General features: G+C 64.4%; 26 protein-coding genes, 1 tRNA gene and 1 pseudogene. 13 read left to right on the forward strand and 15 right to left on the reverse strand.

The annotated features are described in order from the left end of the window. The first annotated feature begins 169 nt into the window (after positions 1-169). Positions 170-246: transfer RNA gene (locus ACVIN2_RS02820), tRNA-Arg, on the forward strand. 154 nt (positions 247-400) lie between these two features. Then, positions 401-643, forward strand: a complete 243-nt coding sequence (locus ACVIN2_RS02825; protein ID WP_456764417.1) for a hypothetical protein — start codon at positions 401-403, stop codon at positions 641-643. 63 nt (positions 644-706) lie between these two features. On the opposite strand, the gene ACVIN2_RS02830 is transcribed toward ACVIN2_RS02825, so the two are convergent. After that, the gene (locus ACVIN2_RS02830; protein WP_231170941.1) at positions 707-1,024 is read right to left on the reverse strand and encodes a hypothetical protein; all 318 of its coding nucleotides are present in this window, start codon (positions 1,022-1,024) and stop codon (positions 707-709) included. A 63-nt stretch (positions 1,025-1,087) separates the two neighbouring features. Next, a complete protein-coding gene (locus ACVIN2_RS02835; protein WP_456764418.1) occupies positions 1,088-2,371 on the reverse strand; it encodes a hypothetical protein in 1,284 nt (427 codons plus the stop codon). A 148-nt stretch (positions 2,372-2,519) separates the two neighbouring features. On the opposite strand from ACVIN2_RS02835, the gene ACVIN2_RS02840 reads away from it, so the two are divergent. After that, complete coding sequence (locus ACVIN2_RS02840; protein WP_063994351.1) at positions 2,520-2,747, forward strand: DUF2171 domain-containing protein; 228 nt, start codon at positions 2,520-2,522, stop codon at positions 2,745-2,747. A 417-nt stretch (positions 2,748-3,164) separates the two neighbouring features. On the opposite strand, the gene ACVIN2_RS02845 is transcribed toward ACVIN2_RS02840, so the two are convergent. Next, on the reverse strand, positions 3,165-3,314 hold the full coding sequence (locus tag ACVIN2_RS02845) for a hypothetical protein (RefSeq protein WP_197031201.1): 150 nt from the start codon (positions 3,312-3,314) through the stop codon (positions 3,165-3,167). 245 nt (positions 3,315-3,559) lie between these two features. Between ACVIN2_RS02845 and ACVIN2_RS02850 the strand changes: the two genes are divergently transcribed. Next, positions 3,560-3,721: a hypothetical protein gene (locus tag ACVIN2_RS02850; protein WP_199198412.1), complete on the forward strand. Its 162-nt coding sequence runs from the start codon at positions 3,560-3,562 to the stop codon at positions 3,719-3,721. A gap of 106 nt (positions 3,722-3,827) precedes the next feature. Here ACVIN2_RS02850 and ACVIN2_RS02855 read toward each other — a convergent pair whose 3' ends face one another. The 3 genes from ACVIN2_RS02855 to ACVIN2_RS02865 all read right to left on the reverse strand — a co-directional run bounded on the left by ACVIN2_RS02855 (position 3,828) and on the right by ACVIN2_RS02865 (position 5,362). Further along, the gene (locus ACVIN2_RS02855) at positions 3,828-4,616 is read right to left on the reverse strand and encodes a hypothetical protein (RefSeq protein ID WP_456764419.1); all 789 of its coding nucleotides are present in this window, start codon (positions 4,614-4,616) and stop codon (positions 3,828-3,830) included. 184 nt (positions 4,617-4,800) lie between these two features. Further along, the gene (locus ACVIN2_RS02860) at positions 4,801-5,049 is read right to left on the reverse strand and encodes a membrane protein (protein ID WP_456764420.1); all 249 of its coding nucleotides are present in this window, start codon (positions 5,047-5,049) and stop codon (positions 4,801-4,803) included. A 76-nt stretch (positions 5,050-5,125) separates the two neighbouring features. Next, a complete protein-coding gene (locus ACVIN2_RS02865) occupies positions 5,126-5,362 on the reverse strand; it encodes a hypothetical protein (protein ID WP_456764421.1) in 237 nt (78 codons plus the stop codon). 268 nt (positions 5,363-5,630) lie between these two features. Here ACVIN2_RS02865 and ACVIN2_RS02870 point away from each other — a divergent pair, with 268 nt between their 5' ends. Beyond that, complete coding sequence (locus tag ACVIN2_RS02870; RefSeq protein WP_007591299.1) at positions 5,631-5,978, forward strand: DUF6481 family protein; 348 nt, start codon at positions 5,631-5,633, stop codon at positions 5,976-5,978. A gap of 151 nt (positions 5,979-6,129) precedes the next feature. Here ACVIN2_RS02870 and ACVIN2_RS02875 read toward each other — a convergent pair. Continuing rightward, a pseudogene (locus ACVIN2_RS02875) lies at positions 6,130-6,373 on the reverse strand (pentapeptide MXKDX repeat protein). A gap of 339 nt (positions 6,374-6,712) precedes the next feature. Between ACVIN2_RS02875 and ACVIN2_RS02880 the strand changes: the two are divergent. Genes ACVIN2_RS02880 through ACVIN2_RS02890 form a run of 3 tightly spaced genes read left to right on the forward strand, consistent with a single transcriptional unit; the run spans position 6,713 to position 9,641 of the window. Further along, the gene (locus ACVIN2_RS02880) at positions 6,713-7,735 is read left to right on the forward strand and encodes a TRAP transporter substrate-binding protein (protein ID WP_247286133.1); all 1,023 of its coding nucleotides are present in this window, start codon (positions 6,713-6,715) and stop codon (positions 7,733-7,735) included. Further along, entirely contained in the window at positions 7,732-8,286 is a 555-nt protein-coding gene (locus ACVIN2_RS02885; RefSeq protein ID WP_027517812.1) for a TRAP transporter small permease, read from the forward strand. Before ACVIN2_RS02880 ends, ACVIN2_RS02885 begins: the two co-directional genes overlap by 4 nt. After that, a complete protein-coding gene (locus ACVIN2_RS02890) occupies positions 8,283-9,641 on the forward strand; it encodes a TRAP transporter large permease (protein ID WP_027517811.1) in 1,359 nt (452 codons plus the stop codon). The genes ACVIN2_RS02885 and ACVIN2_RS02890 overlap by 4 nt, the downstream gene beginning before the upstream one ends. Before the next feature lie 119 nt (positions 9,642-9,760). Here the strand turns inward: ACVIN2_RS02890 and ACVIN2_RS02895 are convergent, their stop codons facing one another. Further along, positions 9,761-10,453, reverse strand: coding sequence for a GntR family transcriptional regulator (locus ACVIN2_RS02895; RefSeq protein ID WP_456764422.1), 693 nt, complete (start codon positions 10,451-10,453; stop codon positions 9,761-9,763). Positions 10,454-10,657: 204 nt separating this feature from the next. On the opposite strand from ACVIN2_RS02895, the gene ACVIN2_RS02900 reads away from it, so the two are divergent. The 4 genes from ACVIN2_RS02900 (at position 10,658) to ACVIN2_RS02915 (ending at position 14,538) form a co-directional block, all read left to right on the forward strand. Then, positions 10,658-11,266 carry a TRAP transporter small permease gene (locus ACVIN2_RS02900; RefSeq protein ID WP_456769633.1) on the forward strand — a complete coding sequence of 203 codons (609 nt, stop codon included), beginning with the start codon at positions 10,658-10,660 and terminating at the stop codon, positions 11,264-11,266. Then, positions 11,266-12,531 (forward strand): TRAP transporter large permease, encoded by a 1,266-nt coding sequence (locus ACVIN2_RS02905; protein ID WP_456764423.1) that lies wholly within the window; start codon positions 11,266-11,268, stop codon positions 12,529-12,531. The genes ACVIN2_RS02900 and ACVIN2_RS02905 overlap by 1 nt, the downstream gene beginning before the upstream one ends. Positions 12,532-12,554: 23 nt before the next feature. After that, positions 12,555-13,538 (forward strand): TRAP transporter substrate-binding protein, encoded by a 984-nt coding sequence (locus ACVIN2_RS02910; protein WP_456764424.1) that lies wholly within the window; start codon positions 12,555-12,557, stop codon positions 13,536-13,538. Between the two features lie 73 nt (positions 13,539-13,611). Further along, positions 13,612-14,538: a dihydrodipicolinate synthase family protein gene (locus ACVIN2_RS02915; RefSeq protein WP_456764425.1), complete on the forward strand. Its 927-nt coding sequence runs from the start codon at positions 13,612-13,614 to the stop codon at positions 14,536-14,538. A gap of 113 nt (positions 14,539-14,651) precedes the next feature. On the opposite strand, the gene ACVIN2_RS02920 is transcribed toward ACVIN2_RS02915, so the two are convergent. From ACVIN2_RS02920 to ACVIN2_RS02935, 4 genes are read right to left on the reverse strand one after another with little or no spacing between them, the layout of a single operon-like run. Further along, complete coding sequence (locus ACVIN2_RS02920) at positions 14,652-15,563, reverse strand: hydroxymethylglutaryl-CoA lyase (RefSeq protein WP_456764426.1); 912 nt, start codon at positions 15,561-15,563, stop codon at positions 14,652-14,654. A 1-nt stretch (position 15,564) separates the two neighbouring features. Next, on the reverse strand, positions 15,565-17,568 hold the full coding sequence (locus tag ACVIN2_RS02925; RefSeq protein ID WP_456764427.1) for an acetyl/propionyl/methylcrotonyl-CoA carboxylase subunit alpha: 2,004 nt from the start codon (positions 17,566-17,568) through the stop codon (positions 15,565-15,567). A 4-nt stretch (positions 17,569-17,572) separates the two neighbouring features. Then, positions 17,573-19,177 carry a carboxyl transferase domain-containing protein gene (locus ACVIN2_RS02930; protein ID WP_027517803.1) on the reverse strand — a complete coding sequence of 535 codons (1,605 nt, stop codon included), beginning with the start codon at positions 19,175-19,177 and terminating at the stop codon, positions 17,573-17,575. A gap of 24 nt (positions 19,178-19,201) precedes the next feature. After that, the gene (locus tag ACVIN2_RS02935; protein ID WP_456769634.1) at positions 19,202-20,329 is read right to left on the reverse strand and encodes an isovaleryl-CoA dehydrogenase; all 1,128 of its coding nucleotides are present in this window, start codon (positions 20,327-20,329) and stop codon (positions 19,202-19,204) included. A gap of 157 nt (positions 20,330-20,486) precedes the next feature. On the opposite strand from ACVIN2_RS02935, the gene ACVIN2_RS02940 reads away from it, so the two are divergent. Then, positions 20,487-21,515, forward strand: a complete 1,029-nt coding sequence (locus ACVIN2_RS02940; protein WP_456764428.1) for an AraC family transcriptional regulator — start codon at positions 20,487-20,489, stop codon at positions 21,513-21,515. 85 nt (positions 21,516-21,600) lie between these two features. On the opposite strand, the gene ACVIN2_RS02945 is transcribed toward ACVIN2_RS02940, so the two are convergent. The 3 genes from ACVIN2_RS02945 to ACVIN2_RS02955 form a co-directional block, all read right to left on the reverse strand. Next, complete coding sequence (locus ACVIN2_RS02945; protein WP_027569935.1) at positions 21,601-21,900, reverse strand: DUF3551 domain-containing protein; 300 nt, start codon at positions 21,898-21,900, stop codon at positions 21,601-21,603. 273 nt (positions 21,901-22,173) lie between these two features. Beyond that, entirely contained in the window at positions 22,174-22,659 is a 486-nt protein-coding gene (locus ACVIN2_RS02950; RefSeq protein ID WP_456769635.1) for an Lrp/AsnC family transcriptional regulator, read from the reverse strand. Between the two features lie 261 nt (positions 22,660-22,920). Then, entirely contained in the window at positions 22,921-23,226 is a 306-nt protein-coding gene (locus tag ACVIN2_RS02955) for an ETC complex I subunit (protein WP_007591346.1), read from the reverse strand. Positions 23,227-23,334 lie beyond the last annotated feature (108 nt).

Consider the following 23,334-nt stretch of genomic DNA (forward strand, 5'->3'; position numbering starts at 1 on the left):
GTGATCCATCGTCCAGTCCGCTGCCGCTCAACCCGGCACCCTGACACCCCACCGTTCCGCTTTGTCGCGGCTTCGCGGAAAACGGTTCGGTTCAGGCTTGGCGAAAGACGATATTTTTCATAATGGCATGGTAGATGAACAGCCGGCCCCAACCAGGGCGGCTCAAGACGGTCCCGTAGCTCAACTGGATAGAGCATCAGATTTCTACTCTGAGGGTTGCAGGTTCGATTCCTGCCGGGATCGCCATTTCAGTCTCAAACGTTGATCGTGGTCCCGATCTACGGCGCGCACCTGCAGAATCCGCCCTTCACGAACGCGTGGGTCGCCTCGCTCGGGCCTTTGATCCGGGCAAACGAGCGCTATCTATGCGCCAAGCGACATGCGCCCGATAAGGACTTCGATGCCACTATCCGACTTGACGAGAATGGCTATCGCATCTGCGGTGGCGATTGTGGCAATATCGTTCCTGGCAGTTGACGCGGGAGTCGTGAACCCCGGTGTGGTCACGAAGCCCATCGCGACGGCGCGGGCCTCCATCGCGGACGCGGCCGCCAGTCAGCACCAACTCGCCTTCGCCGTTCAGGCGTGGGCACGTCGCGGCCACCAGAAGCCGGCCGTGGAAGAATGCCTGGCGATCGATTGAAACAGCGCAGTTTGTCGCCGCTCTCGTCTCGCGGATGTATGCGCAACGCAACAATCATGTTTGTTACAGGCCGTTATTCCCCCGGATGAAGATCGTCCAAATCCAGCCGAACAATGCGCTCAAGGCGGCGACCGATGCGGCGATTGCCGCGGTCCGAGTCCACCAGATCTGCCGCTCGTGCCGTTCGATATCCGCCTCGGATTTTTGATTATCTTTCCAGTTCAGCCATTCCTGGGCGAACCCGATCGTCATGACGGGCGCGGTTCCGATCGCAATCGCTCCTGCGGATGCCGCGTCGGTCTGGGCTAGGCGCGCTCGGACGTTGGCTGCACCCGTCTTTTCAAGCACCGCAAGCCATTGCTGGGACTGTTCGTCTGACACATGCCACGTGCATTCCCTGTAAGGAAACGCTTTCGGTCGCTCTGTCATGGCCTTGCACCGTACTCACCCTTCACGGTCGCCCTGATGTCGCGCCCACCACTCGGCGATCGCCGCCGCAAGATTCTTCCACAACCCGGTCGGCAAATCCGGCACGGCGACCCGGACGCTGTACCGATCCGTGGTCGCGTCGTGAAACCACTCGGTCGCCGCGAAATCAAAACCAAAACTGCCGGCGTGGCGAATGGGGAAGCCTTTGCCGCTCAGGTCGCGGCTCATGTCCTTGGCCGCCTCCCGCGCTGTCGCCTCATCGAGGGCGCGCCTGCCGCGAAGCGTGACATAGAGGCCATGGGTGAAATGCAGCTCGGCCGAGAGCGAAGCGAGTTCGGAGGCGAAATATCGCGCCGTGTGGCGACCGTTGCGCAGAATTGCCGCGACCCGCCTTTTCGTCAGGGCCCAATAGGCCGCTGAGCCCACGAACGGCGGAAAGTGCGCCGGCAACGCCGCGCCACCGAGGAGCCGGACGGCATTGCGGGTTTCCGTCGCCAGGCTTTCAGACAGCAGTTGGCCTGCCTTGAGGTCCTTCCGGCTCCAATGCACGAACACGGCAGAGCCGAGCCGGCCGTATTCCACCCCGAGCGAATCCAGCTTGTTGTGGCTTCGCACCAACACGACTGGAATGTCCCATCGCGCCGCCCATCTCAGGACGCGCCGGATGCGCCCCGATCTGCCGGCGAAACATGTCGTGTCGAAAATCAGCAGATCGAGCCCCGAACCGTCGCAGCGCAGAGCCGCCTCGAACGCCCCGGCAGGAGCGCATGAATCCAGCAGCAGAAGCCGTGGCACGGCCGCCGCAGCAAACGCTTCGCCCAACGGCAGCCTGGCGGTCACAAGCCGTAAATGGGGAACGAGGCTCTCGATCAGCTCCAGTGTCTCGCCGTAGGTGCCCTCCAGCACCACGACGTCTGCCTTGCCGATGATCCGTGCCGTCGCGAGCAGCAGCGCGGAAATCGCGGCCATGCCGGAGGCGGTATAGATCGCCTCGCTCCTGCAGCCCCGCTCGAGTTCATAAAACGAGGGACCGCACACCTTGAGGTCCGCGCGCTGATAATCGTAGCTGAACGTGAACGGACCGCTGCTGGGAGACGCCGCGTGCGACCAGGCCGTCTCCGTCGCCTTCCAGTCCTGCAGCGCATGCTCCGCGCGCAGCGCGGCGGCGAGCTGAAATTTGCAGTCCACGACCTCCTCGACCGATTGCGGCCGAGCCAAATGCAGCGGGCTCCTCAGGCAATCGTTCAGCAGCCCGATTTCCCTGTGCTTTCGTTCGAGATAGGCCTCGGTGGTCTCCATGCGAATCTTGACGAGCGTCTTGATGCGGATCTTGGCAATTGCGACTGCCTTTCAACGTTCGGCGAACGCATTGGCTCCAACAGCAGGGTCCGCTCATCCTTGCAACAAAGACCGGTCCTCGCCGTTGACACTTCATAGGGAGAACAGCATGAGCGAGATCAGAGAGCACATGAAGATCATCGGCAAGGACGGCGCACCTGTCGGCACTGTCGACCGCGTCGAGGGCAACCGCATCAAGCTGACGCGGAAGGACAGCCCGGAAGGTCACAAGGACCATCATCATTACATCGACACGAAATATGTGGGTGCCGTCGAAGGCGATGTCGTCAAGCTCTCGGTGAATGCCGACGCGGTGCCGAAGTCGGAAGCTGCCTGACACAGTGCAGCCCTTCGGGGACCTTTTGTTTGTTCACGGTCCTGCTCCGCTTCGTTCCCCGAAACGAATCGCGATCGGAAAATCGTCGTCCGAACGAGTCTTAACGTAGCGTTTCGGCGGCTCGCGTCAGGCGTCGAGCGTCACGAGCACGACTGTGCGCGCAACTCGAGATCGGTCATAGCGGCTCAACGTCGCCGGGGAACCGACGTTCCACCTGCACGCGCCTCCTCCCCCGGTCGCCCATCCTGATCTCGCGCGAAAAGAATTGAAGGGGGCGCGGAACGAACCTGCGATCGGCACGTTCGAAATCCAGTGGTGCCGATTTGCCAGCCCCGATCGGCTCTCGAGAACCCCGTGCTTGTCCCCCCGAGCACGGGGTTTTTCTGTGAATACGGGTATTGTCGTAAGAGCGTGGCCTCAGTCCGTCCGCTCTTCGCGCCGGTCGCGGGCGAGTTGATGCCAGGCCAGGGCCAGCTCGATGAGACGTTGCCGGTCAGGACCTTCGGCCGCCACGGCGCGCTTCATCGCCGCCTCGGCTTCATGCTGTGGATCGTACTTGGTACACATGAAGCCAATTCTAGCCGGACGATCTGGACAAGCGCGTGGCAATTTCGTCCGTATGATTGCGGGGTTAATGCCGTCGTCGTGGATTTGCGACGCGATCCGACTCACGCATCTGTCGAACGAGCGGCAACCATTGTGGGCTTGATGCCCACCGATCTGTGAAGTGCGTCACAGCCGGCGCCCGCCGTCTCCGCTAAACAGTCTTCAGCGCTCCCAGAGAGCGAGAAGGCTTGGGAGATATTCCCGTCATGACGCAAGAAGCCGCAGCCGAAATTGCCGTCCCGACGCGGCGCGAACGATCCGACCCGCTCGGCATCGCATATCTTGCGACCATCGGCATCGTAATGCTGGCCTGGATCGCAGGCCTGGTCTGGGCGGCGATCGCGTTCTTCGGCTGGCTGGTGTCCTGACGCGGGGGCGATCCCCGTTCTATCCGCGCCGGCTGACGGCCAGCGCCAAAACGAAATGAGGCGGGCTCTTGGCCCGCCTCTTCGCTTCAGGTCTCGCCCGGGGTGCTCAGTAACACGCTCGGGGATCGGCCTGCACATACTGGCCGCTCGGATAGCGGTAGTAGCAATTGCCCTGGGCCATATAGTAGCCGGGGCGCGAAGCAGCGGTCGCGCCGGCGATCGCGCCGGTGGCACCGCCGATCACGGCGCCTGCTGCCGCACCTGAGGCGTTGCCCGAGATCAGGCCGCCCAGCACGCCGCCGACGATGGCACCGCCAAGGGCGCTGGCGCCGGGGTCGGCTGGCGGTGGAGGCGGCGGCGGTTCGTAGGCGACGGGCGGCGCGTAGGCTACCGGCACGTCGTCGTAATAATCCTCCGAAATGTAGGCCGGGGGGCCCTCCATCCGCTGCGGATAATAATACCGCGCGCCGCCCACATCCCACCACCAGCCGGAGCGGCCGTTGTGGACTTCGTGGCGCCAGCGTCCGCCATCCCAGGCGAGATGGCCGCGATAGGCGTGTCCGCCCCAATCGCGCGCCGGAGCGGGACCCCTGGCGTAATTGCGTCCGGGCGGCGGACCGCCGGCATTGCGCGGCGCAGGACCTGCACCTGGACCTGGACCTGCATGACCCGGACCGCCAGCGTGGGGCTGGCCGGCCTGCGACGCGGGCCGGACAGCCTGCTGCGGCGGCGGACCCTTGCGCATGTTCTGAGGCGGCGCGCCGGCGCCTGGCCCGGCCGATGGCTGGGCGGCGTCTCTCGGCGGCCTAGCGTCCTGAGCTTGCGCCGGGACGGCGAGCAATGCCATGGCCGAAACCAAGGGAATGATGATCTTGATGCGACTGGACGCACTCATGCGTGCTTGCCCCCTACTCTCTCGATTGCCGTCAATGGCCGTGATGCTTGGCGCGATAGACGATTCGGCTCGCGCTGAGCTGATGCCGGCTGACATGACTGACCTGCTTTGGTCGCCCAAGTCCCGTTACAAATGATTAAGATCACGACATTTTTTCGTCCGCGCGGCCCGCTCTGGAGTGCCTCTAGCGGGCCGGTTCGATCACATTGCAGTTGCTTCGCCCGGACATCAGGCAGTCCTGCATCTTGCTCGCGGAGGTGAGATCGCGGGCGAGCCACCAGCCGACGCCGAGGATCACGATCGCGATGATCAAGCCGGCGATGGCGCCGCGGCGGTTGTCGCCGGATTGAGGTTTTGGAGGGGATTTGAGCTTAGCTCCCGGTTCGCGCTTAGCTTCGGACTTAGGCTCGGAATTGGCTTCGGACTTGGACATGGCTGACCGATCACGGGGCGAGCGGGCTTTATCACCTCTGCGGCGTGGCGTCACATCCTGCCCAAGCTTCTCCCGGTTAGCCTCGGGTCGGCCGGATCGCTTCCTTGCGCGAGGTTTCGACCGCGGGGATCGCCTGCTGGACCCGCGGTGCGCAGGTCGTAAGTACAAACGCGGTCTGGGTGCATTCCCAATCTGCACCCAGGACGGCACTTTCGATCGGCTGCGGGCCAGCGAGGAGCAGCGTGGCACCGGCCAGGGCTGCTACCGCGACGGCGATTGCGAGCGCCTTCAGGCTCAGTCTTGAGATCGTCATACCCGTGCTCCGCGTCTCATAGCCGGGCGGACGCTAGGCACCGCCCTGGTGCCCCCTTATGAGGGACATCACAATTCGGCAGTTTTTCGGGGCTACGAGAGATCGTCGGGGGCGGCGATTTTCGTCTACCTGATCGGCTGCGATTATAGGTGGCATCACGACGCGCGCCGATGTACACGCATCTGCGTCGCGCGGCGCCCGCTATGCCCAGCCGACGTACCAACAGGCAGTGATGTAGGATCGAAAGCGAGGATGACAAGGTTCGCCGATGAGTGGATTTAGGGAACCAGGCTTCTCCGACCGACAAAAGGCGGCACAGGAAGCACGCAAAAACCTTTTGAACAAATTCAAGTCGCAGCCGGGGCCGGATGATCCCGCGGTTGTGGCGAAGCGTGCGGAGCGCGAGGCCCTTGCGGCCAAGCGCGCCGAGGCAAAGGCTGCGCGCGAGACGGAAAAGGCCGAGCAGAAGCGCCTTCAAGAAGAGGCTGCCGCGCTCGAGGCCGCGCGGATCGCCCGCGAAGCCGAAGAAGCCGTCGCGAAGGCGGCCGAAGCCGAGGCCGATCAAAAGGCCAAGCGAGACGCCCGCTACGCCGCCCGCAAGGCGAAGCGCAAGTAACGTTCGCAAGTCTGACGCTCGCAAGTCTAGCGCTCGCAAGTCACGTTCAATTGAATTTGGACTGAAACAATATCCGGGGGCGGTCTACGTGACCGCCCCCGGATTTTGGCGCGCGCCTGCCTGGCGCAAGCGCCTCCTCGACGAGGGAAGATCAGTGCTTCTTCATCATCCCGTCGTCTTTCTTCATCCCGTCCTTCGACATCGTGTCCTTCTTCATGCCGTCGTCCTTGGACATGGTGTCCTTCTTCATGCCGTCCTTGGACATCGTGTCCTTTTTCATCATGCCGTCATCCTTGCCCATCTTGTCCTGAGCAAAGGCGGCCCGGCGACAGCGCGAGGCCGAGCGAGAGAACGGCCGCCGAAACGCCGAGCGCGATGCGGGTACGAATGGTCATGACTGGTCTTCCCTTCGAGATGATGTTTGTCAGCGACGGACGCCGCTATCTGATCTCGACGGATTGCCACGGGGCGTTGTTACGCGCCCGCTGATAAATTTCTGCGGCCCGCCGCCATCCTTGGTTCTGCGGATGTAGGAGATCAAGAGTGTGCAACGCAGCATGACCGACACTTGCCGCGGCATTCGGTCTCGAACTATCAGACTAGAGAACATTGTCTGAAAGACCGGCTAGGATGAGCCTCAGCGCGGTCTCGAAGACCAGCCCAAAATCACGGCAAACAAGACCCAAAGAACCGTCCAAAAAACCGTCCAAGAAACCGTCCAAGGGAATCACGCCATGCTCACGCGCCGCCACCTGATTGCGACCGCCGTCGCCGCACCCGCCATTCTCCGTTTCGGCACCGGCACCGCGCATGCCGCGACCACGCTGAAGATCTCGCATCAATTCCCCGGCGGCACCGTCGACAAGGGCGACTTCCGCGACCGGCTCTGCCGCATGTTCGCCGCCGAAGTCGCCAAGCGCAGCAACGGCGACATCGCCGCCGAAATCTATCCGAACTCCTCCCTGATCAAGACCAACGCGCAGTTCTCCGCGATGCGCAAGGGCGCGCTCGACATCAGCCTCTACCCGATGCCCTACGCCGGCGGCGAATTGCCGGAAACCAATATCGGCCTGATGCCGGGCCTCGTCACCACCTACGACCAGGGCATGCGCTGGAAGAAGGAGCCGGTCGGCAAGGCCTTGACCGACTTCCTCGCCGACAAGGGCATCATCCTGCTCAGCTGGGTGTGGCAGGCCGGCGGCGTCGCCAGCCGCTCCAAGCCGATCGTGGCCCCCGAAGATGCCAAGGGTCTCAAGGTGCGCGGCGGCTCGCGCGAGATGGACATGGTGCTGCAGACCGCCGGCGCCTCGGTGCTGTCGGTGCCCTCGAACGAAATCTACGCAGCGATGCAGACGGGGGCCTGCGATGCCGGCATCACCTCCTCGACCAGCCTGATCTCGTTCCGCCTCGAAGAGGTCGCGAAATCGCTGACCTCGGGCGCAGGCGCGTCCTACTGGTTCATGCTCGAGCCGCTGATGATGTCGAAGGCGATCTTCGACAAGCTGCCGAAGAACCAGCAGGACGTCCTGCTCGCGGTCGGCACCGAGCTCGAAGCCTTCGGCCGCAAGGGCGCGCAGGACGACGACGTCGAGGTCGCCAAGGTCTACGAAAAGGCCGGCGCCAAGGTCTCGGTGCTCGATGCCGCGACCGTCGGCAAGTGGCGTGACATCGCCCGCGACACCGCCTGGAAGGACTACGGCGCCAAGACCGCGACCTCGGCCAACCTGCTCAAGCTTGCGACCGACGTCGCCGCATGAGCCACGGTCCGCTTCCGGATCGTGACGACCAGGCCAACGCTGCCGCAAGGACCGGTCTTGCGGCGGCGATCGATCGCGGTCTCGCCATCCTCAACAACATCATCGTCGTGTTCGCCGCGATTGCACTGATCGCCGCCTGCGCCATCCTGAGCTACAGCGTGCTGAGCCGCGCCTTGTTCAAGGCTGCCAATTACTGGCAGGACGAGGCCGCGGTGTTCCTGCTGGTCGGCGCCACCTTCATGACGGCCGCCTACGTGCAGCAGAACCGCGGTCACATCGGCATCGAGGCGTTCGTCGGCCTGCTCTCACCGCTGGCGAACCGGATCAGGCTCTGGCTGGTCGACGCCGTGACGCTTCTGTTCTGCGCTTTCTTCGCCTGGAAGTCCTGGACGCTGGCGCATGAAGCCTATGTCGATGGCCAGGTCTCGAACTCGATGTGGTCGCCGCCGCTGGCCATCCCCTATTCGCTGATGGCGTTCGGCATGAGCCTGCTCTGCGTCCAGATTCTCGTGCAGCTTGCGCTGCCTTTCGCTGGAGCCAGGCGTTCATGAGCGTTTTCGGTATCGGCCTCGCGTACGGAATTGCGACGTTGGTCGTGATGTTTTCGGGCATGCCGATTGCGTTCGCGCTCGGCGCAGTCGCGGTCGTGTTCATGGGCATCTACATGCCCGCCGCCTCTCTCGATACGGTGACGCAGAACGTCTACGAGGAAATGGCCTCGATCACGCTGCTGTCGATTCCGCTCTTCATCCTGAAGGGCGCCGCGATCGGCAAGTCGCGCGCGGGCCAGGATCTCTACTCGGCTCTGCACGCCTGGCTGCACCGCGTCCCCGGCGGCCTCGGGGTCGCCAACGTGTTCGCCTGCGCGTTGTTTGCGGCGATGGCGGGCTCCTCGCCCGCGACCTGCTCGGCGATCGGCTCGGCCGGCATCCCCGAGATGCGCAAGCGCGGCTATTCCGGTGGTTTTGCCGCCGGGATCATCGCCGCCGGCGGCACGCTCGGCATTCTGCTGCCGCCGTCGATCACCATGATCCTGTTTGCGGTCGCCGCCGAAAAATCACTGGGACGGCTGTTCCTCGCCGGCATCGGACCCGGCCTGCTGCTGGTCTCGCTGTTCGGCGTCTACGCCGTGATCCGCTTCCGCCAGGAATATGCCGCGGCTGAAGCGATCTACAAGAACGGCGGCCCGGAAGCTGCGATCCTCGCCCGTGACGAATACACGCTCGCGGAACGCTTCAGCGTGCTGCCGCGCGTGATCCCCTTCGTGCTGCTGCTCACCGGCGTCATGATCGCGCTCTATGGCGGCTACGCCACGCCGTCGGAGACTGCCGGCCTCGGCGGCCTCTTGGCGCTGGCATTGATCGCGGCGATCTACAGCGTGTGGCGGCCGAGTGACCTCGCTCCGATCCTGAAATCGACGATCCGGGAATCGACCATGCTGATGATGATCATCGGCATGTCGCTGCTCTACTCCTACGTGATGAGCTATCTCCACATCTCGCAATCGGCCGCCGAATCCGTCGTCGCGATGCACCTGCCGCGCTGGGGCCTCTTGTTCGCGATCCTCGTCATGGTCGTCGTGCTCGGCTTCTTCCTGCCGCCGGTCTCGATCATTCTCATGACCGCGCCGATCATCCTGCCGCCGCTCCGCGCCGCGAACTTCGATATCATCTGGTTCGGCGTCGTCATGACCATCGTGATGGAGATGGGGCTGATCCATCCACCCGTCGGCCTCAACATCTTCGTCATTCGCAACGTCGCGCCGGACATTCCCCTGCGCGAGGTGATCTGGGGCACGCTTCCTTTCGTGCTCTTGATGATGCTCGCCGTGCTGCTGCTGTGCTTTGTGCCGGGCATCTCGACCGGGCTGCCGGACCTGGTGATGGGGCCGGACGGGAGCAGGTGACGGCAAGCGCAAGTGCTGTAGGGTGGGCAAAGGCGCGCAGCGCCGTGCCCACCGTCTCTCAGTGTTTCCGCTAAAGGTGGTGGGCACGCTCCGCTTTGCCCACCCTACGAGCGCATCGACTACGGCTCGCGCTTCCGCCTCCCCTTCGGCGTGATCGCGCCGCCACCCACCACCTGCAACAGATCCTTGCGCACGGCTTCGATGTGCCGCTCCAGGAAGCGGCAGGCCTCCTCGACCTTCTGCGCGCGACAGAGCGCGATCAGATGGGCGTGCTCCTTCTCGGCGGTCCCCATCGCCTTGGTGTTGGAGAGCTGAAGGCGCGTGTAGCGGTCGCTGGTCTGGAGCAATGACAGCACGATCGCGCGGGTGCGTGGCTGCGGGGCATGCATATAAAGCGCCAGATGGAAGTCGGCGTTGAGCTGGCCCCAGTCGCTGACATTCTTGGCCTTGATGGCCTTCTCGAATTGCCTGTGGATGTCATCGAGCGCGTCGAAATCGTCCGCGGAGAAATGCGGCGCCGACTGCGCCAGGAGGCGCGGCTCCAGGATGCGGCGCAGGTCGAATACGTCGTTGATCTCGTCCAGCGACAGCTCGGAGACGATGGCGCCCTTCTGCGGCACGATCCGCACCAGCCCCTCGGCCTCGAGCTGGAACAGCGCCTCGCGCACCGGTATGCGGCTGACGCCATAGGTCTCACCAAGCGCATCCTGCCGCAGCTGCGATCCGGCCGGATAGCTGCCGTCGAGGATCGCCTGCCGGAGCTGGTCGACGATCGCAGCCGACAGGGTGCGATGCTTCAGAGGCACTTTCATCCGATCTTCCGTCCCTCTCCGACTCGGCCGGCCGGAACGGTCCCTGTCTTGCATGTTGAGGTCATCTCGTCCCCGCAAAAAGTGCGGGCACGCCTTCGACGCAGCCCGCAATTCCATTTGACAGCTAAAATGTATAAATTATACATTCGGCTATCGCACGACAAATCTTGCGGGCAATGGGGCCTCTTCATGATCGAGCAGACGATGCCGGCTACGCGCGCGCTCAGCTTTCGACGCATGGTCGTCCGCGCTTCCAGCGCCCTGCTCGCCGTCGAGCGCATCGCATTGATGGGCCTGATGTACCTGCTCACCGCCCTGATCCTGGTCAACGTCGTCACCCGCTACTCGCATTTCCCGATCTACTGGATCGACGAGTCCGCGGTCTATTGCGTGGTCTGGCTGACATTCGTCGGCGCCTCCGCGATGACGCGGCTGCGGCTCGATTTCGCGGTAACGATGCTGACGGAACGTCTGTCGCCCCGCGCCCAGAAGATCGCGAAGGTGATCTCGACCGGCCTCGTCGTGGTGTTCGGCCTCGCCCTGATCGTCACCTGCGTGCTCTGGATGGACCCGATTGGCCTCGCCCGCGCCGGCTTCGACGGGCGCAAGCTGGCGGCCCAGACCTTCAATTTCCTCTACACGGAGCATACCCAGACGCTGAACTGGCCGACCTGGGTGCTCTATCTGACGCTGCCGATTTTCGCGGTGTCGATGACCGTGCACGGTCTCGCCAATTTGCTGGAAGATCTCGAACTGGTCCCGCGCTCGGCGCCGAAGGGCTTTGCGCTCTCCGAGCTCGACGGGGTCAACTGATGATCACGTCGGCAGCCTTCCTCGCCATCATGCTGGTCGGCGTGCCGATCGGCCTCTGCCTGTGTCTCGCCGGGCTGGTCTATATCGCGGCATCAGGCAATCCGGTGCTGTTCCAGTCCTATCCGCTGCAGCTGTTCGGCGGCGTCGACAGCTACGGCTTGATCGCCATCCCGCTCTTCATCCTGATCGGCGAGATCATGAACGGCGGCGGCATCACGCGGCGCATCGTCGACATGGCGATGGCCTTCGTCGGCTCGCTCAAGGGCGGGCTCGCCTACGTCAACATCCTCGCCAACATGTTCATCTCCTCGATCCTGGGATCTGCGACCGCACAGGTTGCGATCATGGCCCAGATCATGGTCCCGGAGATGGAGAAGAAGGGCTACGACAAGACCTTCGCGGCAGGCTTGACCGCTTATGGCGGCATGCTCGGTCCGATCATTCCGCCCTCGGTGATGTTCGTGGTCTACAGCGTGCTGGCGCAGGTCTCGGTCAGCGACATGCTGATCGCCGGCATCGTGCCGGGCGTCATCCTCACCGTGATGTTCTGCGTCGTCATCGCGCTGATGGGATACGTCTACAACTATCCGCGCGCCGACTATCAGACGCCGCGCCAGCGCGTCATGACGATCCTGCGGACCTCGCCGACGCTGCTTATCCCGATCGTCATCGTCGGCACCATCTTGGGCGGCCTCGCCAACGCGACGGAATCCGCCGCTGTGGGCGCAGTCGCCGCGGTCCTGGTCGGAAAATACTGGACCAGGGAATTCGAATTCTCGCAGCTGCCGCAGATGATGCTGCGAAGCGCGATCTATGCGGCGATCGTGCTGTTCCTGGTGGCCGCCGCGGCGGTGTTCTCCTGGGTGCTGATCTTCGGCAAGGTGCCGCAGGAAACCGCCGCCTGGATCCAGACGGCCGCCAAGGATCCGATCAGCTTCATGCTGATCTGCAATGTGATCCTGCTGGTAATCGGCACGGTGATCGACGGCATTCCCGGGCTGATCATGACGGTACCGATCCTGCTGCCGGTTGCAACCGACGTCTATCACATCGATCCCAGGCATTTCGGCGTCGTGGTGGTGATCAACCTCGTGCTCGGCCTGCTGTCGCCGCCGGTCGGGCTCTGCTTCTTCGTCGCGGCCGCCGTCACCGGCGCCAAGCCCGGCAAGATGTTCATGGTGACGCTGCCGTTCTTCGTCATCTCCTGCGTCCTGCTGGTGCTGCTCTCGCTCTATCCGTCGCTCTCGCTGATCCTCATCAAATAGGCCGTCCAAAAGGAAGCCCGACCATGCCGCTTTCACGCCGCCGCTTTCTCGCAGCCAGCGCCGCCGCATCGGTGTTTGCGCCGTCGCTGGCGCTCGCCCAGGCCAAGGAATTCCGTCTCGGCCTGATCACGCCCAATGGCCATTCCTGGAACAAGGCTGCGCTCAAATTCGGTGAAGATGTCAAGGCCGCTACCAACGGCCGCCTGACCCTGACCGTGTTCCACTCCGGCCAACTCGGCAACGAGCCCGCGATGATGCAACAGTTGCAGTCCGGCGCGCTCGACATGGGCTTCATCCAGGCTGCGGAGCTCGGCTCGCGTGTGCCGCACATCGCAGCGATCAACGCGCCCTACATCGTCCGCTCGACGCCCGCGGTCGCGAAATTCGTGCGGCATCCAGCGGCCGTCAAACTGTTCGAGGTGCTGCCGCAGGAGACCGGAACGATCGGGCTCGGCTGGGGCATCACCGGCATGCGCGCCGTATTCTCCTCCAAGGACCTGAGTTCGCTCGCCGACATCAAGGGCATGAAGCTGCGCATCAATCCGACCCCGGTCTATCGCGATTTCTATTCCTCGCTCGGCGCCGCGCCAACGCCGATCCCGACGCCGCAGGTATTCGATGCGATGGCCAACGGTCAGGTCGACGGCCTCGAGGCGGACCTCGAATTCTCCTGGAACCAGCGCTTCGACAAGGTGTCGAAGGTGATCCTGCAGATGAACGCCGTCTTCATGCCGATGGCCGCAGTGGTCTCGGGCCGGGTCTGGCAGTCGCTCCCCGCCGCCGACCGCGAGCTGATCGCCAAGACCGTGAAGTCGACGCTGGATGCGCAGATCGACGAGTTGGCCTCCAACGAGCCCGCGCTGATCGAGAATTTCCGCAACGCCCCGATCCCGATCCGCCAGGTGCCGGCCGGCGATACCGAAGCTGTCATTGCCGAGTTCGACAAGATCTGGCTGCCCAAGGCACCTGTCCTCGCCGAGCTGCGCAAGGTCGGCGCCACGCTCTGATCTCACCCGCCATCCCGTTCAAAACACCCGGCGGATCCAGCCCCCGCCGGCAAAATCCACTCGGAGTCAAACCATGAGCCGCCGCGTTTCCTGGGAAGGCGTCTTCCCGGCCGTCACCACGCAATTCCACGACGATCTCTCGCTCGACATCGACGCGACCGCGAAGGTCATGGACGGGCTGATCCGCGACGGCGTTTCCGGCCTGATCGTCTGCGGCTCGGTCGGCGAGAACACCTCGCTGGAGCGCAAGGAGAAGGTCGCGATCATGGAGACGGCGAAGTCCGTCGCGGCCGGCCGTGTGCCCGTGCTGTGCGGTATCGCCGAATTCACCACGGCCTTCGCCGTTGAAACTGCGAAGGAGGCCGCGCGCGTCGGCATCGACGGCGTGATGGTGATGCCGGCCCTGGTCTATTCGTCCAAGCCGCACGAGACCGCCGCGCATTTCCGTGCCGTCGCCAGCGCGACGGACCTGCCGGTGATGCTCTACAACAATCCGCCGATCTACAAGAACGACGTCACTCCCGACATCCTGGCCACGCTCGCCGACGTCGAGACCGTCGTCTGCTTCAAGGATTCCTCTGGCGACACAAGGCGCTTCATCGACACCAGGAACATGGTCGGCGATCGCTTCGTGCTGTTCGCCGGCCTCGACGACGTCATCGTCGAGAGCATCGCCATGGGCGCCGTAGGGTGGGTCTCCGGCATGTCCAACGCCTTCCCACGCGAAGGCGAGACGCTGTTTCGCCTGGCCAAGGCGGGGCGCTTTGCCGAGGCGATGCCGCTCTACGAATGGTTCATGCCGCTCTTGCATCTCGACGCGCGTCCGGACCTCGTCCAGTGCATCAAGCTGTGCGAGCACATCATGGGCCGCGGCACCGCGCTGACGCGCCCGCCGCGCCTCGCGCTGCTGCCGCGGGAGAAGGCCGAGGTCGAGGCGATGATGGCGAAGGCCCTCAAGAGCCGGCCGCGCCTGCCGGATGTCGGGCTGAAGGCAGCCTGATCCCACGAAAGCTCTCTTAGCCGTCATTGCGAGGAGCCCTTGCGACGAAGCAATCCAGACTTTTCCCGCGGAGGGACTCTGGATTGCTTCGCTGCGCTCGCAATGACGGAGAACTAGGAACTGGCGCGCCTCTTCTTCGCGTTCAGCGCGGATGCCACACGGCTGACAGGCGGCTTGCCCAGCACGCCGCTCATCTTGTTCGTCGCCGCCAGCAGCCGGTCCATATTAACGCCGGTCCTGACGCCCATGCCCTCGAGCATGTAGACGACATCCTCGGTCGCGACGTTGCCGGTCGCACCCGGCGCGTAGGGACAGCCGCCGAGGCCGCCGGCGGCGGCGTCGATGACGCGGACGCCCTGCTCCATCCCCGCATAGAGATTGGCGAGCGCCTGGCCGTAGGTGTCGTGGAAATGCATCGCGAGATTGGCGGGAGGGATGCTGGCGCTGACCGCGCGCAGCATCTCCTTGGCCTTTTCGGGCGTGCCGACCCCGATGGTGTCGCCGAGCGAGATCTCGTAGCAGCCGAGCTCCCGCAGCGTGGTGGCGAGATCGGCGACGGCTTTCGGCTTGATCTCGCCGTCGAACGGACAGCCGAGCACGCAGGAGATATAGCCGCGCACCTTGACGTCATCGGCCTTGGCGCGCGCCAGCACCGGCTTGAACCGTTCGATGGATTCCGCGACCGTGCAATTGATGTTGGCCCGCGAAAAGCCCTCGGAGGCAGCGGCGAACACCGAGACGATCTTGGCGCCGGCCGCGCGCGCGGCGTCATAGCCCTTCTCGTTCGGCACCAGGACGTGGAATTCGGCGTCCTTGACATGGGCAACGCCGCGCAGCACGGCGTCCGAGCTCGCCATCTGCGGGATCGCCTTGGGCGAGACGAAGGCGCCGACCTCGACCGTCGTCAGCCCGGCCGCGACCAGCGCCTCGATAAAGGCGATCCGGGCCTCGACGCTGACCGCCGTCTTCTCGTTCTGCAGGCCGTCGCGTGGCCCCATTTCGATGATGCGGACCTGATCGCTCATCTCATTCTCCGGAAGGCTCGACCACCGCGAGCTCGACGCCCTCCTGGACGATGTCGCCGACCTTGCATTTGATGGACTTCAGCACGCCGGCATAGGGCGCGCGCAGCGTCTGCTCCATCTTCATCACTTCCAGCGTCAGGATCGGCGCGCCCTTCTCGAGCTTGGCCCCCTCCTCCGCCAGCACCGCGACGACGGTGCCCGGCAAGGGCGCCGCGATCTTGTCCGCGCCGGCCTGCTCCTCCATCTCGCCGCCGAACGGATCAACCCAATGCAGGTCGAATCGCCCGTTGCGCGTGCGCAAATACAGCTCATGGCCGTCGATCACGGCCGCGACCGACGTTTTGACGCCGTCGAGCGTCAGATCGAAGCCGCCGTCCTTCGCCACGATCGTGAACGCCAGCTCGCGCTCGCCGATCACCAGTGTGGACGGGCCGCTGCCGTAGTTCAGCCTAACCTTCTGCTCCGGCCCGTGGCCAACGCGGAACGCAAAGCTGCGCTGGCGGCGGCCGACCGGCATCCAGCCAAAGGTCTGCCAGGGCGAGCTCGCCTCGCCTTGCGCGGCCTGCCGCTCGTCATTGATGACAGCGGCCACCGCGGCACAGAGCTCGAGTTCGCCCGGCGCCGGCGGCGCCTGCGTCAGGACCGGCAGCTCGCGCTCGATGAAGCCGGTATCGATCGCATTCGCCCGTACCTTCGGATGCGTGATGAGGGCGGAGAGGAACGGGATGTTGGTAACGATGCCGCGAACGTCTGAATCCTCAAGCCCGCGGTTCAGCCGCTCGATCGCGACATCCCGCGTCGGCGCCCAGGCGATCATCTTCGCTAGCATCGCATCATAGTACGGCGAGACCGTATCGCCCTCCCGATAGCCAGAGTCGATGCGCAGCCCCCCGGTTTCCGCCGGCAGGCGCCAGGTCGAGATCTTTCCGACGGACGGCATGAAGTTCTTGGTCGGGTTCTCCGCGTAGACCCGAGCCTCGACGGCATGTCCGTTGAGCTTGATCTGATCTTGTTTGAGCGGCAGCGCTTCGCCGAAGGCGACGCGGAGCTGCCACTCGACGAGGTCGATCCCGGTGATCAGCTCGGTCACGGGATGCTCGACCTGGAGACGGGTGTTCATCTCGATGAAGAACACGTCCTTGCCGTCGGAGACGAACTCGATGGTGCCGGCGCCGACATAGTTCACCGCGCCCGCTGCTTTTCGCGCAGCGGCGCAGACCGTCTCGCGCTGGGCTGGATTGAGGGTCGGCGACGGCGCCTCCTCGATCACCTTCTGGTGGCGGCGCTGCAGTGTGCATTCGCGCTCGAACAGCGACAGCAGATTGCCGTGGCTGTCGCCGATCACCTGCACCTCGATATGCCTGGGGTTATCGACGTATTTTTCGATCAGCATACGGTCGTCGCCGAACGCGGCTTTTGCTTCCCGCTTCGCGCTAACGATTGCAGGCGCGAGTTCATCCGCCGAGCGAACGATGCGCATACCGCGGCCGCCGCCGCCGGCGGATGCCTTCACCAGAATGGGGAAACCGACCTTCTCGGCGGCCTTCGCCAGTGTCGCATCGTCCTGGGCCTCGCCGTGATAGCCGGGCACCAGCGGTACGCCGGCCTTCTCCATCAGCGCCTTGGAGCCGGACTTCGAGCCCATCGCCGTCATCATCGCGGCGGTCGGGCCGACGAAGACCAGGCCCGCATCGAAGCAGGCCTGCGCAAACTCGGCATTCTCCGACAGGAAGCCGTAGCCGGGATGGATCGCCTCCGCGCCGGTCTTGCGCGCGGCCTCGATCAGCCGCTCGATGTTGAGATAGCTGTCGCGGGCGCGTGCGGGCCCGAGCAACACGGCCTCGTCGGCGAGCGCGACATGCATCGCGTCACGGTCCGCCTCGGAATAGACCGCGACCGTGCGCAGGCCCATGGTGCGCGCGGTGCGGATGACGCGGCAGGCGATCTCGCCACGGTTCGCGATCAGGAGGGTGCGAAAACGGCGGTAGAGCTTTGAGCGGTCCATCGCATCACATCCTGAACAGGCCGAATTTCGTCGGCTCGATCGGCGCATTCGACGCCGCCGAGAGGCCGAGGCCGAGCACCAGCCTTGTATCGGCCGGGTCGATCACGCCGTCGTCCCAGAGACGCGCGGTCGCGTAATACGGGTGCCCCTGGCTCTCATATTGCGCGCGGATCGGCTCGCGGAATTTATCTTCGTCTTCTTTCGACCAGCTGTCGCCCTTGGCCTCGATATTGTCGCGGCGGACCTGGCTCAGCACCATCGAGGCCTGCTCGCCGCCCATCACCGAGATGCGCGCGTTCGGCCACATCCACAGGAAGCGTGGTGAGTAGGCGCGTCCGCACATACCGTAATTGCCGGCGCCGTAGGACCCGCCGATCACCACGGTGAATTTCGGCACCGACGCGGTCGCCACGGCCGTCACCAGCTTGGCGCCATCCCGCGCGATGCCGCCGGCCTCGTATTTCTTGCCGACCATGAAGCCCGTGATGTTCTGCAGGAACACCAGCGGAATGCCCCGTTGGCAGCACAGTTCGATGAAATGCGCCCCCTTCAGCGAACTTTCACTGAAGAGAATGCCGTTGTTGGCGATGATGCCGACCGGAAAACCCCAGATGTGGGCGAAGCCGCACACCAGCGTCGTGCCGTAGAGCTTCTTGAACTCGTCGAACTCGGAGCCGTCGACCACGCGCGCAATGATGTCGCGCACGTCGAACGGTTTTCTACCGTCCACGGGCACCACGCCGTAGATCTCCTCGGCCGCAAACAAGGGATCACGCGGCGGATGCATGTTGAGGTTCGGCCGCACTGATGGCTTCAGCGTGCCGACAATACGGCGGGCGATGCCGATCGCGTGCGCGTCGTTCTGGGCGTAATGATCGGTCACGCCCGACTGCCGCGAATGCACGTCGGCACCACCGAGCTCTTCGGCGGTCACCACTTCGCCCGTCGCCGCCTTCACCAGCGGCGGCCCGCCGAGGAAGATCGTGCCCTGGTTGCGCACGATGATGCTCTCGTCCGACATCGCCGGGACATAGGCGCCGCCGGCCGTGCAGGAGCCCATCACGATGGCAATCTGCGGGATGCCTTGCGAGGACATCTGGGCCTGGTTGTAGAAGATACGGCCAAAGTGACGCTCGTCCGGAAAGATCTCGTCCTGCAGCGGCAGGAAGGCGCCGCCGGAATCGACCATGTAGACGCAGGGAAGATTGTTCTGCCGCGCCACGTCCTGCGCGCGCAGATGCTTCTTCACGGTCATGGGGTAATAGGTGCCGCCCTTGATGGTGGCGTCGTTGGCGACGATCACGCATTCGCGGCCCGCGATGCGCCCGACGCCGGTGACGACGCTCGCCGAATGCACGTCGCCGCCATAGAGGCCATAGGCCGCGAGCGGCGACAGCTCCATGAAGGCGGTGCCGGGATCGACCAGCAGGTCGACGCGCTCGCGCGCCAGCATCTTGCCGCGCGAGGTGTGGCGGTTGCGCGAGACCTCGCCGCCGCCGCCGGCGACCTGGCTCAGCTTTTCGCGCAGGTCCGCGACGAGGGTGCGCATGGCCTCGGAATTGCGCGCAAAGTCCGATGAAGACGTATCGATGCTGGAATGGAGCGGCATGTTGATTCCAATCGCGTGAAGGTTTTAAGCCGTCTCAGCCATCAATTCGCGACCGATCAGCATGCGCCGGACCTCCGAGGTGCCGGCGCCGATCTCGTAGAGCTTTGCATCGCGCCACAGGCGTCCGACCGGAAATTCGGAGGTGTAGCCGACCCCGCCCAGCGCCTGAATCGCCTCACCCGCCATCCACGTCGCCTTCTCGGCGGAATAGAGGATCGCAGCGGCGGCGTCCTTGCGCAAGCTGCGCGCGTGATCGGCGCGGTCGCAGGCACGCCCCACGGCATAGACATAGGCGCGCGTGGCCTGCCAGGTCGCGTACATGTCGGCAAGCTTGCCCTGCATGAGCTGGAAGTCGCCGATCGGCTGCCCGAACTGCTTGCGCTCGTGCATGTAGGGCACCACCGCATCCATGCAGGCCGCCATGATCCCGAGTGGCCCGCCAGAGAGGACCGTGCGCTCATAGTCGAGGCCGGACATCAGCACCCTGACGCCCTCGCCGACCTTGCCAAGCACGTTCTCCTCGGGCACCTCGCATTCGTCGAAGAACAGCGGATAGGTGTTGGAGCCGCGCATGCCGAGCTTGTCGAGATGCTGGCCGTGGCTGAAGCCCTTGGCCCCCTTCTCGACCAGGAAGGCGGTCATGCCGCGCGGGCCCGCTTCCGGATCGGTCTTGGCATAGACCACCAGCACGTCGGCATCGCCGCCATTGGTGATCCACATCTTCGAGCCGTTGAGCACATAGCGGTCGCCGCGCTTGTCGGCGCGCAGCTTCATCGAGACGACGTCTGAGCCGGCGCCGGGCTCGGACATCGCGAGCGCGCCGACAAACTCGCCGGAGATCAGCTTTGGCAGATAGCGCTCGCGCTGCGCATCATTGCCGTTGCGGCGGATCTGGTTGACGCAGAGGTTGGAGTGCGCGCCGTAGGAGAGCCCGACCGCGGCCGAGCCGCGCGAGATCTCCTCCATCGCGACGATATGGGCGAGATAGCCCATGTTGGAGCCGCCATATTGCTCCGGCGCCGTCATGCCGAGCAGGCCGAGGTCGCCGAAGCGCTTCCAGAGGTCCGCCGGGAACAGATTGGCTTTCTCGATATCGGCGGCACGCGGGGCGATCTCCGCCTCCACGAAGGCGCGCAGCGTATCGCGCAGCATGCTGATGTCTTCGCCCAGATCGAAATCGATGCTCGGGATATTCAAGGCGATTCCTCCGTCTTTTGGGGACCGAACCTAGCGGCATCGGGGCCCTTCTGCGGTCGAAAAGGTTGCATTTTCGGCCAAACTTGGCGAGGATTTTTCCAGAGGATGTCCGATGCCTTTTCAAGTCGCAACCGCGGTCCCGCGCCGTGCCGTGACCCCCGCCGCCTTCGTCCGCGGCGTCGTTGCCGCTTACGAACGCTACGGCCGCGATCCGACCGAGGCGCTGAGCCGGGGTCAGGTAACGCCAGACCTTGTCAATTCTCCGGATGGGCGGGTTACGGCCGCCCAGTTCGAAGCGCTGGCGGGCCACGCCATGCGCGAACTCGATGACGAGGCGCTCGGCTGGTTCGCGCGGCGGCTGCCCTTCGGCACCTACGGCATGCTGTGCCGCGCCTCGATCACGGCCCCGACGCTGGAGGTCGCGCTCAAGCGCTGGTGCCGGCACCATCGTCTCCTCACCGAGGACGTGCTGCTCGATCTCGCCGTCGTCGAGGAAACCGCGGTCGTGTCCATCCGCGAGCTGCGCGACCTCGGACCTCTACGCGAATTCTGCCTGGTCACCCTGCTCCGCTATGTTCTCGGCTTTTCCTGCTGGGCCGTGGATTCCAGGATCGCGCTCCGCACCGCGGAATTTCCGCATCCCGAGCCCGGCCATGTCTCGGTCTATCCGACCATCTTTTGTCGAAACATCCGCTTCGATGCGGACCGCGCTTCGATCACCTTCGACAAGCATTATCTGTCGCTGCCGCTCACCCGGAGCGCGGCGGACCTCGACAACATGCTCAAGGGCGCGCTGCAGCTGACCGTGCTGCCCTATCGGCGCGACCGGCTCCTGGTCGAGCGCGTTCGCCGCGTGCTCCGCAATGCGCGCGGACGCAGTCTCGGAGCCGAGGATGTCGCCAGCGAGCTGGCACTCTCCACCCGCACCATGCATCGGCGCCTGCGCGACGAAGCGACCTCGCTGCGCGATCTCAAGGAAGAGGCAAAATTCGAGCTCGCCAAGCAGGAGCTGATGCGCGGTCGTAACCCGATCAAGCGGATCGCCGAGATCGCGGGCTTCCGCAACGAGAAGAGCTTTTCCCGTGCCTTCCGCACCTGGGCCGGCGCCTCACCGCGCGAGTTTCGCGGCAGGTACCGCTGACGGTATGGCTGACACGCGGGCTGTCATGCTGTTGCGGCCTCCGATATCCAACTCGGAGGCCGCAACATTTCGAAACCGGTCTCGATCAGTTCGAGTTGGTCTGCCCACCCGGGCGAAGCTTGGTGCGCGACTGCGTCTGCTTCGGCTGGAAGGCAAGCGCGTCGGTCGACGTCTTCGCGCCGCCGCTCTGCGAGCACGAGCCGCCGATGCCGCCGGCCGCGGCCCGGCAGGCCTCCATCGTCGGATAGCCGCAGCCGTGTGCGGCCTGGGCGCCATTGGTGATGCAGTAGTCTTCTGCCTGGGCAGCCGGCGCGGTCATCATGAGAAAGGCAGATGCAAACAGCGTCGCAGCGGATGCGACGAACGTCTTCGAGGTCGGGGTCATGTTGTCTTTTCCTGCTTCAGGGTCCCACAAAAGAGGCCTCGGCATGCGACGCAGGCTGAGGTTCACAGCTCGCATGTAGGCCGGCGCCAGGAACCGGCAATCACGGCTCGGCGCATTGCAGAACTTCCCAAATCACATGTCACAGTTAGGTGAGTTACTTAGCTTATTATCCGTCTTATCCGAACCTGTATCCCGGTAAGGGAATCAACTCCGCGCCTTCGGATTTTTGGATGTCGCGATGCGAGCCACGCTTTCGGACCCATCCCCGCCGAACTATCCTGCCGCCACGATCTCCTGCAACGGCAGCGGCACGTCCTTCGCCACGCCCAACACCGGGAAGCTGCGGACGTTCTTCACGTTCGGCATCGCTGCGAAATGCAGGAGCTGCTGGCGCATGCTCTCGACGCTCGGCGCCACGCATTTGAGAAGATAGTCGGTGTCGCCCGAAATCCGCCAGCACTGCTGGATGCGCGGGATTGCGGCGATCGAGCTCTCGAACGCCGCCAGCACCGGCTGGGCCTGGCTGCCGAGCTGGATCGAGACGAACGACACCACCTCGTAGCCGAGCAGCCGCTCGTCGATGACGGCGCGCACCGCCCGGATCACGCCGCGGCTGAACAGCGATTTCAGCCGCCTCACGCAGTTGGGCCCGGACACCCCGACGCGCAGCGCCAGCTCGTTGTTGCGAACCCGCCCGTCCTGCTGCAATTCGGAGAGTATTTTCAGATCGACGCCGTCGAGCTGGTCACGCCCGGCCATAGCCCACCTCGTCATGGTCGCATCATGCGAGGCAGCGAAGCACGGGGCGGAATGGCTGCCAAGGGCAGGACGATAAGCGGTATCCGCGTGGATGGCCGAGCTTGTCCCGGCCATCCACGGGCCTTTACGCGCAGGTTAAAACGTAGATGCCCGGGACCCGGCTCCGCCAAGGCTTTCGCCGGGCATTCGGTGTGGGCCGGCGGAGCTTCAGCGAAGACGGCAAGCCCGGGCACGACGAGAGTCTCGACGCGTGGCCCGCCCTCAATGCGTCCAGGGCTCGCCGCGGCGGAACGAGAAATTGTCCGCATAGGCGACCGGACGGCGCACCGATTCCTTCGGCTCGATGACCTGGTAGGCGATGCCCTTGCGCTCGCAATAGGCGACCGCCTCTTCCTTGCTGTGGAAGTGCAGCGTGATCTGCTGCTTCATGTCGCCGGACGAGGTCCAGCCCATCAGCGGCTCGACCGCGCGCGGCTGCTCGGGCTCATAGTCGAGCTGCCATTCCTTGGTCTTGGACCGGCCGGATTGCATCGCGTTCTTGGCGGGCTTGAAAATGCGTGCGGTCATGGATCGTCCGGGCCTCTTGTTCGTCTTTTCGTTCGATTTCGATGCGTCACGGTAGCAGTTGGTGGAAACCGCGGGCATAGTATAGAGACACCTTTTGGGAACTGATCG

The sequence above is a fragment of the Bradyrhizobium sp. USDA 3650 genome (genome assembly GCF_054057395.1).

Bases quoted from the DNA above. Each gene is read 5' to 3' on its own strand.
- ACVIN2_RS02825 (WP_456764417.1), top strand. From the start codon at position 401: ATGCCACTATCCGACTTGACGAGAATGGCTATCGCATCTGCGGTGGCG.
- ACVIN2_RS02835 (WP_456764418.1), bottom strand. From the start codon at position 2,371: ATGGAGACCACCGAGGCCTATCTCGAACGAAAGCACAGGGAAATCGGG.
- ACVIN2_RS02840 (WP_063994351.1), top strand. From the start codon at position 2,520: ATGAGCGAGATCAGAGAGCACATGAAGATCATCGGCAAGGACGGCGCA.
- ACVIN2_RS02845 (WP_197031201.1), bottom strand. From the start codon at position 3,314: ATGTGTACCAAGTACGATCCACAGCATGAAGCCGAGGCGGCGATGAAG.
- ACVIN2_RS02850 (WP_199198412.1), top strand. From the start codon at position 3,560: ATGACGCAAGAAGCCGCAGCCGAAATTGCCGTCCCGACGCGGCGCGAA.
- ACVIN2_RS02855 (WP_456764419.1), bottom strand. From the start codon at position 4,616: ATGAGTGCGTCCAGTCGCATCAAGATCATCATTCCCTTGGTTTCGGCC.
- ACVIN2_RS02860 (WP_456764420.1), bottom strand. From the start codon at position 5,049: ATGTCCAAGTCCGAAGCCAATTCCGAGCCTAAGTCCGAAGCTAAGCGC.
- ACVIN2_RS02865 (WP_456764421.1), bottom strand. From the start codon at position 5,362: ATGACGATCTCAAGACTGAGCCTGAAGGCGCTCGCAATCGCCGTCGCG.
- ACVIN2_RS02870 (WP_007591299.1), top strand. From the start codon at position 5,631: ATGAGTGGATTTAGGGAACCAGGCTTCTCCGACCGACAAAAGGCGGCA.
- ACVIN2_RS02880 (WP_247286133.1), top strand. From the start codon at position 6,713: ATGCTCACGCGCCGCCACCTGATTGCGACCGCCGTCGCCGCACCCGCC.
- ACVIN2_RS02885 (WP_027517812.1), top strand. From the start codon at position 7,732: ATGAGCCACGGTCCGCTTCCGGATCGTGACGACCAGGCCAACGCTGCC.
- ACVIN2_RS02890 (WP_027517811.1), top strand. From the start codon at position 8,283: ATGAGCGTTTTCGGTATCGGCCTCGCGTACGGAATTGCGACGTTGGTC.
- ACVIN2_RS02895 (WP_456764422.1), bottom strand. From the start codon at position 10,453: ATGAAAGTGCCTCTGAAGCATCGCACCCTGTCGGCTGCGATCGTCGAC.
- ACVIN2_RS02900 (WP_456769633.1), top strand. From the start codon at position 10,658: ATGCCGGCTACGCGCGCGCTCAGCTTTCGACGCATGGTCGTCCGCGCT.
- ACVIN2_RS02905 (WP_456764423.1), top strand. From the start codon at position 11,266: ATGATCACGTCGGCAGCCTTCCTCGCCATCATGCTGGTCGGCGTGCCG.
- ACVIN2_RS02910 (WP_456764424.1), top strand. From the start codon at position 12,555: ATGCCGCTTTCACGCCGCCGCTTTCTCGCAGCCAGCGCCGCCGCATCG.
- ACVIN2_RS02915 (WP_456764425.1), top strand. From the start codon at position 13,612: ATGAGCCGCCGCGTTTCCTGGGAAGGCGTCTTCCCGGCCGTCACCACG.
- ACVIN2_RS02920 (WP_456764426.1), bottom strand. From the start codon at position 15,563: ATGAGCGATCAGGTCCGCATCATCGAAATGGGGCCACGCGACGGCCTG.
- ACVIN2_RS02925 (WP_456764427.1), bottom strand. From the start codon at position 17,568: ATGGACCGCTCAAAGCTCTACCGCCGTTTTCGCACCCTCCTGATCGCG.
- ACVIN2_RS02930 (WP_027517803.1), bottom strand. From the start codon at position 19,177: ATGCCGCTCCATTCCAGCATCGATACGTCTTCATCGGACTTTGCGCGC.
- ACVIN2_RS02935 (WP_456769634.1), bottom strand. From the start codon at position 20,329: ATGCTGCGCGATACGCTGCGCGCCTTCGTGGAGGCGGAGATCGCCCCG.
- ACVIN2_RS02940 (WP_456764428.1), top strand. From the start codon at position 20,487: ATGCCTTTTCAAGTCGCAACCGCGGTCCCGCGCCGTGCCGTGACCCCC.
- ACVIN2_RS02945 (WP_027569935.1), bottom strand. From the start codon at position 21,900: ATGACCCCGACCTCGAAGACGTTCGTCGCATCCGCTGCGACGCTGTTT.
- ACVIN2_RS02950 (WP_456769635.1), bottom strand. From the start codon at position 22,659: ATGGCCGGGCGTGACCAGCTCGACGGCGTCGATCTGAAAATACTCTCC.
- ACVIN2_RS02955 (WP_007591346.1), bottom strand. From the start codon at position 23,226: ATGACCGCACGCATTTTCAAGCCCGCCAAGAACGCGATGCAATCCGGC.